General features: G+C 36.1%; 3 protein-coding genes. 2 read left to right on the plus strand and 1 reads right to left on the minus strand.

The genetic code is table 11. From position 1 onward, the window contains the following. The first annotated feature begins 71 nt into the window (after positions 1–71). Together IQ228_RS25760 and IQ228_RS25765 are read left to right on the plus strand one after the other, a co-directional pair. Positions 72–473, plus strand: coding sequence for a CAAD domain-containing protein (locus tag IQ228_RS25760; protein ID WP_228044088.1), 402 nt, complete (start codon positions 72–74; stop codon positions 471–473). A gap of 362 nt (positions 474–835) precedes the next feature. Further along, the gene (locus IQ228_RS25765) at positions 836–1,210 is read left to right on the plus strand and encodes a hypothetical protein (RefSeq protein ID WP_193964968.1); all 375 of its coding nucleotides are present in this window, start codon (positions 836–838) and stop codon (positions 1,208–1,210) included. Here the strand turns inward: IQ228_RS25765 and IQ228_RS27545 are convergent. Beyond that, a complete protein-coding gene (locus tag IQ228_RS27545; protein ID WP_306459827.1) occupies positions 1,207–1,389 on the minus strand; it encodes a hypothetical protein in 183 nt (60 codons plus the stop codon). The two genes, IQ228_RS25765 and IQ228_RS27545, sit on opposite strands and share 4 nt — an antisense overlap. Positions 1,390–1,705 lie beyond the last annotated feature (316 nt).

The raw sequence follows: 1,705 nt of genomic DNA on the forward strand, positions 1-1,705 counted from the left end.
GCCTCTAACCTGCTATATTTTAATCACGTTAATTCATTTTTCAAAAATGTTGTAATTCCTAAAGGATAACTATGATGGAAACTCAAGCACAGCAACCAGAACAGGGAAATTATTCTCCACCACAAAGTTTACCAAAACTACCTGCGGCGCAGAAATCTGAATCTCAATGGCAGCAAATTATTAGACAAATTGTTGAATTTTTAAACCGACTGCCAGATGATTTAGGCAGTTTTTTTAACAACAATAAACGGGGTTTAATTACTGTAGCCTTAATTTTATCAGCTTTTGTCACAGTTAAGGTAGCGATCGCATTACTAGATGCTGTTAATGATTTACCGTTGCTACAACCGATTTTAGAGTTGATTGGCTTGTTTTATTCTATCTGGTTTAGTTTCCGTTATTTCCTCAAATATGAGACTCGGCAAGAATTAGCTCAGAAATTTAACGCCTTCAAACAACAATCTCTAAGATAAAGATTTTTGGTATTGCTGAATTGAGGTATGAAAATCAAAAATTCCCTTGCTGAAACTCTTAATATTTGCGCCTTTGCGTAAGACTAATTCATACTTTCATTCACCAACGCCAGATTTTTTTTGGGGATATTAAAATGTAGGTTAGCTATAGACTAGCCTACATTTTTATTTTGGATTTGACTATGTAAAATCTATCTATAGATAGATAATTTTTATCAAAATATTTTTGGCAATTATTCCCAAAGACAGTAGGTTTATTTGTTAGAAAATTCTAATCTGATTTGTGTAATGCTGAAAAAAGGCTAATTGTGTCAGTAACCCAGCCCTAAAGACGCTGAGTTTCCCACTTACCGCGAGGTTTTATGAATGAAAAGATTAGCGCAGATACCTATGATCGGGGCATAATCCCCGCAGAAACAGCAGCAAGAATGAAAAGAGAGGGAGCAAGTTATAAACACCTGCCAACAGAAGAGGATCTTGCCAGTGTGTCTACTGATGACCAAACCAATGTTTACAGTATTCGGACAACGGACGGTTATACTGTGGACAAAGAAGGGTTGTTGAATAATTATCCAGTTGAACCGGAAATGTATTATGAAGTTCCTGGTGATGCGCGGGAGATAGCAGAACAAGAAAAAGCCGAACGGATACAGGAATTGCGAGAAGTAAATGAAGATAAAACAGGTCTATTAACAGAGAATTTTGATAAGCGAGGTAGAGGACCAGGAATAATCTAATTTACCATTTCTTTGATTTTCTCCCGAAAGGCTATGGCGGCATCTAGAAGACCATCTGCTACTACGTATTGCGCCGAAATTGACAAATCTAAGTTTGGCAATAATTCACTTTTTTTAACCAATTCATAATTTTCACCGCGCAGATGATAAACGGCAAATTGATTGTTTTGAAAAACCAAACTTCCGTTACACCTAATCTTTTGTAAACTTCTAATTTATCAATTCCCCGACTGGTGACTACAACTTCAATGGCAAAATCAAGAACTTCTTTTTCTATGCCTAGACAGTAGGATTCATCTGGTTCTACTCCTCCTCTTTTCGCTTGTTTACGGAAGGTTGTAGAACCAAGGGGAAAATAGCGAATGCGTTTTTCTTGAAAGTTAAAGTAATATAAATTTCCAGCAAAGATCCAATAATCGTTTTACGAATTTCATTATATTTTAATTTCCATAATTTCCAGATCCCCGACTTCTTTGAGAAGTCGGGGATCTATTT

The organism is Dolichospermum sp. LEGE 00246, from assembly GCF_015207865.1.
In the GTDB taxonomy this organism is placed as follows: domain Bacteria; phylum Cyanobacteriota; class Cyanobacteriia; order Cyanobacteriales; family Nostocaceae; genus Dolichospermum; species Dolichospermum heterosporum.